Source organism: Mycobacterium sp. (assembly GCF_049683935.1).
Lineage (GTDB): Bacteria > Actinomycetota > Actinomycetes > Mycobacteriales > Mycobacteriaceae > Mycobacterium.
On record NZ_JBAUJR010000185.1, the window covers coordinates 1 to 8,625 of the forward strand.

Here is an 8,625-nt window from a genome sequence, read left to right on the forward strand (position 1 = left end):
GCGGGCAAGCCCGTCGGCGTCTGCGGCGAGGCTGCAGCCGACCCGCTGCTGGCGTGTGTGCTCACCGGCCTGGGCGTGACGTCACTGTCGGCGGCCGCCGCAGCCGTGCAGGGTGTCGGGGCGAAGCTGGCTCAGGTCACGCTGGCGCAGTGCAAGGAAGCGGCCGAAGCGGTTCTGACCACGTCCAGCGCCGCCGACGCTCGTGCGGCGGCTCGGGCTGTGCTGGGCTGACGCGATCGGTTCGATCGGCTTGCCGTAGCTGAAATTCGTTCGCTTGACCTTGCATGAGATAGGGACGCAGCTTCCAAACGAAGGCGATCAGGCGCGCCTACGAAATAGGAGCGCAGCACCTCTGGCTCAGACGTTCACCCCAATGGCTCGGGCGTGAAGGTGACGTCGACACCGCCCACGGTCATCGTCACCTGGCCTTCCATCACCATCACCTGCGCCGCGACCCGTCGATCGACAGTCTGAGCCAGTTGCTGCACCGGTGCGTGCGGTATCTGCATTACAGACAGGTTCGGCAGCCCCACCACTTTGGGGCCGACGGTGCGCCACCAGGTGGACACGCCGGCGGCGAACGGGAACAGCCACACCTGGTCGGCCTGGCTGGCCGCCTTGCCCAAGGCGCGTTCATCGGGCTGGCCGACGTTGATCCACTCCAGGATCCGGCCCGTGTAGTCGGCGAGCCGCAAGTCCGGAACCCCAGGGGTGGACAGGCCCGCCCCGAACGCCAACTCGCCGTCGACGTCGCTGAGCCGGTGTGCGCGCAGACCAAACGCCAACAACCGCACCACCATCCGCTCATCGGTTTCACTGGGATGACGGGCCACGGTCAGCGTGTGATCGGCGTAGTAACCGTGATCGACATCGGAGACGCCGAGTTCGACTTTGAACACTGTTGCAGAAAGGGCCACGTCATAGTGTCCACCCTGGTGGTGTTTCCCGAGCAGTCAGGCTCGCATGATCGTCTATGAAGTCGGCGCTGGTTCGGTAGAATTCTGCGAGCCGGACAGGGTCGCTATCGGGCCGATAGCCGACAAGCGCCAGCACTCCGACGTGTTGATCGACGAGATCGGCTTGACGGCTGTTGAATCGGTCGGCGGCGACGACACGATGGGCCAGGATGGCGAGCCCGGGAGTCTCCGCGCTGATGCCGAGCGTCTGTCAGTGCTCGCCCAGTTGGCCGGCGGTCACCGAGCGGTCGAGGCAGACGCGGACGTAGGACAGTTGGGTGCCGGATGCTGAGTACAGAGCCATGTACTCCTGGTCGATCCCGCCGCCGACCTTGATCAGTCCGAAGTCTGGGAGAGCCTGTGCGAGAGTTCCGGTGATTCGCCCGTGGACCATCGATTGCCCAGCGGCATCATCGAAGAATGGGCCGTTGAGGATGGTGAATGTCAGGTCGGGGAACGCATGCCACATCGCGCTGAAGACGTCACGCACCTCGCCAGCGCTGTGGAATACAGCACCGGGAACGAAGTCGTCGTCGAACTCGGCGTTTTCGGTGAGCACCTCGGTGATGCCGTCGAGATCATGACTGTTCAGCACCTCGTAGTAGCGGGACAGCAGATGCTCCACTGTGATTGTTTCCATGACGGTTCTCTCCTTGAATCGATTGCTGTCTAGGGACTTTGATTCTGTGACCGCATGCGCGGACTTGTGTTGTTCAGTGGTTGGTGCCGACTGATCTGTCCGTCGGCACGAGGGCGATGCCGACGTTGCGCCGCATCCCGCCGCGCAGCTTGCTGAAGAACTGGAACAGTGCGCCGAGCGGGCCGTACTGGTGGGCGACCGCGGCGTAGACCTGTGCTGTCTCAGCAGGATCGAGAATTGTTGCCGTCGCGTCGACGGGTGGACCTTTTGGGCGACCGCGGCGGTCGCTGGCGGCGACGGTGACGTGCGGGTTGTTGCGGATCCGCTTGACTTTCCACGAGTCTGCTTCGGTGATCACCAGGAGACGATCCTGGTCGGGAGCGGCCCAGATGACGGTCGGCTTGGGTCTGCCGTCCTTGGTGAACGTGGTCAGCAGGATGTTCCGGGATCGTGCGATATCGGTGAAGGCGGCCATGGCGTTGGTGGTCCCGTCGGCGTAGTGAGTCGTCAATTGGATTGGTGTCAGGTGTGTTCTGACGCCGTGATCCTGTCGGCCAGGTGTAGCTCGAAATCACCTGGTTGCTGCATTCCTGCGCCGAGGAACCCGGCGATCCGCTGCTGTACGGCGGGGTCGGCGAGCAACTGGTAGAAGCGGTCCTCGGTGGCGGTGAACCACGCAATGTCGGGCAGGCCGCCGTGGGAGTTGAGCGTCTCTTTGGCTGCGGAGATGGCGGCCCGGTCGAAGCCGGCCACGCGCCGGGCGAGGGTGACGACGAACTGGTCGAGTTCGGCGTCGGGCAGGGCACGGTTGATCCACCCGTAGGCGGCGGCGGCATCGGCGTCGAAATCGTTGGCGCCGATGATGATCTCCAGGGCGCGAGCGCGCCCGGTGTTGAGGGCGAGGCGCTCGCTTCCGCCGCCGCCGGGGATGAAACCGAACCCGACCTCGGGGTGGCACAAGATGGCCTTCTCCCGGCTGGCGAACCGCAGATCGCAGGCCAGGGCGAACTCACTACCGACGCCGCGGGCGCGCCCGCGGATGGAGCAGACCGTGAGAAACGGTGCTACCTCCAGCCGCACGGCAATGTCAGGCCATAACGCCAGCCCGGTGGTCGGTTGCGGGTTGCGGTCGAACTGGTCGGCGCGGAGCAGGTCGACGTGGGCCATGAAGAAGTCGGGGTTGGCGGACTCGAAGACCACGACCTTCACCGAGTCCCCGCCCTCCCAAGCGCTGAGCGCGGCACTCAGCTCACCGACTAGGTCGGGGTCGAACAAGTTCAGCGGCGGATTGTCGATGACGACGTGCTGGTATCCGAGCACAGGCTCGGTGATGGTCAAAAGGGGCATGCTGCAGCTTCTTTCGCGACACTGAGCGGGTCTCAGGGGGCTGGGGTGTGGGTGACGAAGCTGGCGATGACGTCGGCGCTCATCTCGGGGTACTGGTGCTGGGGTCCGTGCCCGCTGTCGGGCCAGGTGGCCACGAACAGTGTCGGCCAGGTGTCGTTGACGGCGTACCAGTTCTCGACCGGGAACACCAGGTCGTGGTCGCCCGACAGTGCCAACACCGGGATGTCGGTGGTGGCGAAGAACTGCGAGTAGGCGCCGTCGGGGTCGGGAAACGGGGTGGTCGGGTCGCTGGAGGCGATCAGGGAGGTGTTGAATACCTCGGCAGGGGTGGCGAAGTCGGTGACCTCGCCGCGTTCGGCGATGCGCGCCAGGGAGGCGTCGGCGAGGGCGCGGCTGCGCGCCGAGTTCGGTTCGAAGAACAGGATGTACTCGTCTTCGGCGCTGTAGACCGGCTTCATGGCTGTGGGGAAGAACAGGTCCTCCGATGGCTTGGCCATCAGTCCCGGCGGCATGGTGCCGATAGCCAGCACGTGGCTGACCTTCTCGGGATGCAGAGCAGTGAACACCATTGCGGCGAATCCGCCCAGGGACCATCCGCCGATGATGACCGGGCCCAGGTCGAGGGCGTCGACGAGATCGTTGACGTCTTTGGCCATGTCGGTCTTGCCGTAGCTGGGCTGGCCGGTGGAATAGCCCAGCCCCGAGTAGTCGAAGACGGTGACGGTGAAGCTCTCGGCCAGCTTGTCGAGGAACAGGGGGTCCCAGCTGTCCATGGTTCCTCGCAGCCGTATGCAGAGCACCAGGTCTGGGCCGGTGCCGAACGTGCGGTACGCCAGTGTGCGGCCGTCGACGTCGACGGTCTGATTCGGCGCGGTGAGTGCGGTGGTCTTGTCTGTGGCAGTGGTCATCTCGCTACTTCCTGGGCTCGGCGCGACATATTCAGGCGAAGCGCTTGGCGAATTTCAGGGCTTCGTCCGCGACGTCGGGCCAGCCGTGGTCGATGACCAGCGAATGTCCGCGGTCTTCGACCTCGACGTACTCGGTCGTCTCGGGGTTCTTGAGTTGCTTCTTGTAGCTGCCGTAGGTGAACGCCTTGGGTGCGGTGGTGTCCTTGGTTCCGGAGATGATGAGCAGCGGACCGCGGTTGGGGTTCTTGACGTCGACCTTGCACGCCTTGCTGAAGCTGAAGTTGGCCAAACCCGCTTGGAACAGTGGCATGCCGGAGGCCGGCACGTGGTGGGTGTCGTACAGCTTGCGGGTTTCGGCCTCGGAGAGGTTGTTGCCCCATCCGTACTTGAACTGTTCGAAGGTTAACGTGATCGCCTTCTTGCGGTTGGCGGGGTTCTTGAGCACTGGGAAGCCGGACTTGAGTGCCGAGAACGGCAGAGGAAGAACGCCTTTGATGGGCGCGTTGTCGATGGCGATGGTCGCGGCGGCTGCGCCGTCATCGGCGATCTTCTGGACGATCAAGCCGCCGAAGGAGTGCCCGACGACGACGGGCTTCTGCCGCAGCCCGGACATGACGGCCAGGTAGTGATCGGTGACGGTCTGGACGTCTTTTCCGGCGAACACCGAGGGGTTGGCGTAGGCCTCTTGCCGGGTGCGGGGATCGTCGGGCCATCCCGGCGCGAGCGTGGTGTAGCCGTTCTCCTCGAACAGGTTGCGCCAGCCGTCCCAACTACTGGGTAACAGCCACAGGCCGTGCACGAAGACCACGGGTCGCAGGCCCGACGCGTTGGCGCGTTCGACTTCGGCGAGTTCCCATTGCGTGACGTTCTGGTTTTCGTGCTTTCCGGGCATCGGGTGTGCTCCCTCGGGTTGGCGGGGTGGGTGTTGGTGATAACGCTATGGAACGGGCGGTCTACCGGTCTTGATCAGATGCGCACGGAAACAGTGCATTTCGTGCACACCGCGGTGCTCATTCGGATATGACGACGGCATGAACCGTGCGTCGTAGAAGGCACCCGCCTCGAGTCTTGATCGGGAGCGCGAGGAAGCGGTCACTTCCAGCACGGGAAACTGACGTCAGACAGAACCGAGATGGTTCTTGCGATACTCGCGCGGGCTCTCACTGAAGAGTCGGCGGAAGGCGCGGGTGAAGTTGGCCTGGTCAGGAAATCCCCAGCTGTAGGCGATCTCGGCAATCGTCCGTTTGGCGCCGTCGTCACGGATCAGTTCGCGGGCAGCACCTTCGAGGCGCTGGCTGCGCACCCAGTCGCCGAGGGTGATGCCGTGCTTGGACAGGATCAGATAGGCATACCGTTCGGAAATGCCGTGCTCCTTGGCCAGTCGCGCCATGTTCAGATCCGGATCGCGCAGGTGCATCTTCAGATACTCGATCATCCGCACGCCGAGGCTTTCGTGCAGTGGCTCACGGGCACGGTAGTCGTCGCCGGCCGTTACGGCGAACAGTGCCCGCAGCATCTCCAGGGTGGGGCGCTCCAAGGCCTGGCGTTCGGCATCGGGCAGATACACCGCGTGTGAGCCGAGGTCCACCAGATAGCGGGCGACGATCGACCCCAGTGTATGACCGCGGTTGATCAGTTGTCCCAGTTGGTAATCCAGAACGCCTTCGGGTAGTTCCAACGCGTCGTAGTCGACCATGAAGGTGTGCTTGGCCACGTTGTCGAAAGTGGCGCTGTAGGGCTGTGCCGAGCTGTACGGAACGACGTCGCCGCGGCTGGCGTCGGTGATGGTGTCGTTGTGCTGGAACACCGAGGTGCCGGAGGTGACGACCGACAACATCATGGTCCGTTCGTGGTCCTCGTCGACGCGGTGCGCGCCGCGATGCACAATTGCGCCGCGGCCGTTGCACGACACCATGAACAGCCGGCCGAAGTAGTCCGCCGTCGTGGACACGTGCAGTTCGTCGACGGGGATGGTGGACACGTCGATCGGCACCGGGTTCTGCTGCAGCAGTTCCCGTAGTGCCGGCTCGCGCTCAGCGGGCTCGATCGAGTCCAGGTCGAAGCTCATGGGCATGGGCGTGATTCCCTTGTCGTACCGCTGGTGGGTGCCGTCGCCGGCCCTGAGGTGGTGACCGAGGCACTGGCCGCGTCGGTGGCCGCGGTGAGGGCAGCGGTGAGGGTTTCAGCGCGTGCGAGACAGGCGAGGAGCACGCCGGTGTGGGTGTCCCCGGCTCCCGTGGTGTCGACGACAGCGCCGACCACTGGTGCGGGGATATGCACGACAGAGTCAGTGAGTGGTCCACCTGTGGCCAGGCATCCGTGCGGACCTTCCCGCAGCACCACCGCGAGGTCGCCGGACATGCCCGGCTGACTCAGCACCGCCGTCAGCAGATCGGCGTGGCGGGCGTCGCCGGCGTCGGCGAGGATGCGCGCCTCGCGTTGGTTCAATGTCAGGACGTCGAGACGGGGAAGGACGCGCGACCACACCTCTGCGGGGATATCAGCGATCAGTGGTCCGGGGTCGAGCAGGACTTGCGGGCCGACAATGCCCCGTTCGAGGTGTGTCAGCCACTCGGCGATCACCGGTCCGCTGCCCGGGTAGACCAAGTCGTAGCCCGAGAGTGCGATCAGGTCCGCGGGTCGCACGTCGAGGACGTCGAGATCCGCTGTCTGTGTACTGGATTCGGCGCCAGGAGTGGTGATGAACGTCCGTTCTCCGTCCGGTTCGACTAGCACGATGCAGAATCCGGTATCGCCGTCGGATCGGGCGGGGAACGCCGCGGTGATGCCCGCGTCGTGCACTGCGGCTCGGACACGATCTCCGTTTGGCCCGGTGCCGTGCGGCCCGGCGTAGATGCACGAGGCGCCCTGACGTGCGGCGGCTGCGATGACGTTGAATCCGCCGGCTGCGTCGGTACGGGTCCCGGCGGCCAGTATGTCGCCACCTCTGTCCGGCAGACGTGGAACCTCGACCGCGAGGTCAACCAGGATGCTGGCCAGCGAAATCACCCGTCCGCGGTCAACCACGAGAAGGACTCGGCCGATCGGCATCCACGATGCTGGCAGCGGACGGGGTGGACACCTGTCGAATCACGCTGTCGGACGGTGCCTTCGAAGAATTATGAGAGCTGAGCTGGCTCAGTGTGGAGAAGAGCGCCGCGGCAGTGACGCCGGCGACCAACCAGCCCAGCGAGTTCTGCCCGACCCAGGTCGACGCCCACGGACCGGCAAACCACACTGTGTCGCCGACACCGGCGCGAGTGAACAACACGCCCAACGTGATTCCCGCCAGCCAGGCCAGCAGCGCGGGCCAGTTCACGCCCAGGCGGTACCAGTACACGCTGCCCGAGGTGGTATCTACCAGGTCCGCCGCGTCGTAGGAACGGCGGGTGCTCATGTCGACCAGGAACACCGCCGCCCAGGCGGTCAACGGCACCGCCAGCAGGGTGAGGAAGGCGGTGAAGGGACCGAAGAAGTCCTGCGCCATGATCGTGATGTAGAAGCCACCCGCAGTGATGAGCACGGCGTCGATGGCGACCGCGGTGGTGCGCCGGATACGTATCCCACCGGTGAGCAGGTTCAGTCCCGAGGAGTACATCGACAGATCCGCGCCGGCGATCAACCCGAACACCGCGGTCGTGAGATACGGGATGAGCATCCAGTTCGGCAGGACCGCACCGATTGCGGCGACGGGATCGTTGGCTGCTGCCAACTCCGCGTTCCCCGACGCCATCAACGCACCGGTGGAGATCAGCACCACCAGCGGGAGGGCCGCACCAGCGACGGTCGCCGCCACGATCCGCGCTGAGCGGGTGGCTCGCGGCAGATAGCGGGTGTAGTCGGCACCAGCCGACAGCCAGCCCAATCCCGTTCCCGCAGCGATGAATCCCACCCCGCTGATGACCGCGGTCCACGATCCGGCGGGCATGTCGAGCACTTCGGCCCAGTCGACGGTCAGCAGCAACAGCCCCACGACGACGACGCTCAACGCGCCGAACACCCAAGTCAGCCATTTCTGCACCCACATGACGGTGGCGTGGCCGAAGAGTCCGACAAAGGCGGCGACCATCACCACTACGAGGACGCAGGCGGCGGTGGTGACGGTGCCGGTGGGAACGCCGATGAGGCTCAGGACGCGGATCAAGGCGAACGCCGCTGTGGTGCACATGACGGTTTCCCAGCCGACGAAGCCCAGCCACGACACCAGGGTTGGCGCCCAGTTGCCCCGGATGCCGAACACCGCACGCGAAAGCGTCAACGCCGGCGCACCACCTCGCTTGCCGGCCGTGCTGAGCAGTCCGACCAGGAGAAACGATCCGGCCGCCCCCAGCGCGGCGACCATCGCCGCCTGCACCACGTTCAACCCGGTGAACGTCACCAGCGCGGCGCCCAACGTGATTCCCAGTACGCCCATGTTGGCGCCGAACCACATCCAGAACAACCCGAGTGGTTCGCCGTGGCGCTCCTCGTCTGGGACGGGCTCGATACCGCGCGATTCGATGACGCCCACCGTGTCACCCTTGTACTCGGTCACCCGGGCACCTCAGCACCGGTGGCCGTCAGTCGCAGGCGGACGAGGTCTTTGGTGAGCGAATCCAGATCCAGGTCCGGGTTGGCCGCCATGAGTTCGGCGATGACCTCGGCGGGGAAGGCGCTGGCGCCGACGTGTGCGGCGACGACCGCGCCGGCTATCGCGGCGATCGTGTCGCAGTCCCCGCCGAGACTGGCGGCGCGCCGGCACACCTCCCATGGGTCTCCGGGGAACATCGAAGCC

11 protein-coding genes are annotated in these 8,625 nt (G+C 65.3%); 1 reads left to right on the forward strand and 10 read right to left on the reverse strand.

Features of this window, described 5'->3' with window-relative positions:
• A partial coding sequence (locus WA965_RS10165; protein ID WP_526447467.1) for a putative PEP-binding protein occupies positions 1 to 231 on the forward strand: 231 nt, incomplete at its 5' end.
• Positions 232 to 365: 134 nt separating this feature from the next.
• Here the strand turns inward: WA965_RS10165 and WA965_RS10170 are convergent.
• From WA965_RS10170 to WA965_RS10215, 10 genes are all read right to left on the reverse strand, one after another.
• Entirely contained in the window at positions 366 to 917 is a 552-nt protein-coding gene (locus WA965_RS10170; RefSeq protein WP_526298684.1) for a YaeQ family protein, read from the reverse strand.
• Positions 918 to 1,167: 250 nt separating this feature from the next.
• Positions 1,168 to 1,596, reverse strand: coding sequence for a nuclear transport factor 2 family protein (locus WA965_RS10175; RefSeq protein WP_526303327.1), 429 nt, complete (start codon positions 1,594 to 1,596; stop codon positions 1,168 to 1,170).
• A 73-nt stretch (positions 1,597 to 1,669) separates the two neighbouring features.
• Entirely contained in the window at positions 1,670 to 2,071 is a 402-nt protein-coding gene (locus tag WA965_RS10180) for a PPOX class F420-dependent oxidoreductase (protein ID WP_526303328.1), read from the reverse strand.
• Between the two features lie 47 nt (positions 2,072 to 2,118).
• On the reverse strand, positions 2,119 to 2,943 hold the full coding sequence (locus WA965_RS10185; protein WP_526303326.1) for an enoyl-CoA hydratase/isomerase family protein: 825 nt from the start codon (positions 2,941 to 2,943) through the stop codon (positions 2,119 to 2,121).
• Positions 2,944 to 2,975: 32 nt separating this feature from the next.
• A complete protein-coding gene (locus WA965_RS10190) occupies positions 2,976 to 3,851 on the reverse strand; it encodes an alpha/beta fold hydrolase (RefSeq protein WP_526303325.1) in 876 nt (291 codons plus the stop codon).
• 31 nt (positions 3,852 to 3,882) lie between these two features.
• A complete protein-coding gene (locus WA965_RS10195) occupies positions 3,883 to 4,743 on the reverse strand; it encodes an alpha/beta hydrolase (protein WP_526303324.1) in 861 nt (286 codons plus the stop codon).
• Positions 4,744 to 4,968: 225 nt separating this feature from the next.
• Complete coding sequence (locus WA965_RS10200) at positions 4,969 to 5,919, reverse strand: helix-turn-helix transcriptional regulator (protein ID WP_526303323.1); 951 nt, start codon at positions 5,917 to 5,919, stop codon at positions 4,969 to 4,971.
• A complete protein-coding gene (locus WA965_RS10205; RefSeq protein ID WP_526303322.1) occupies positions 5,916 to 6,878 on the reverse strand; it encodes a PfkB family carbohydrate kinase in 963 nt (320 codons plus the stop codon). The genes WA965_RS10200 and WA965_RS10205 overlap by 4 nt, the downstream gene beginning before the upstream one ends.
• Entirely contained in the window at positions 6,871 to 8,385 is a 1,515-nt protein-coding gene (locus tag WA965_RS10210) for a purine-cytosine permease family protein (protein ID WP_526303321.1), read from the reverse strand. The genes WA965_RS10205 and WA965_RS10210 overlap by 8 nt, the downstream gene beginning before the upstream one ends.
• Positions 8,382 to 8,625 (reverse strand): ADP-ribosylglycohydrolase family protein (locus WA965_RS10215; RefSeq protein ID WP_526447469.1); only part of this gene is annotated, 244 nt, incomplete at its 5' end. The genes WA965_RS10210 and WA965_RS10215, both read right to left, overlap by 4 nt.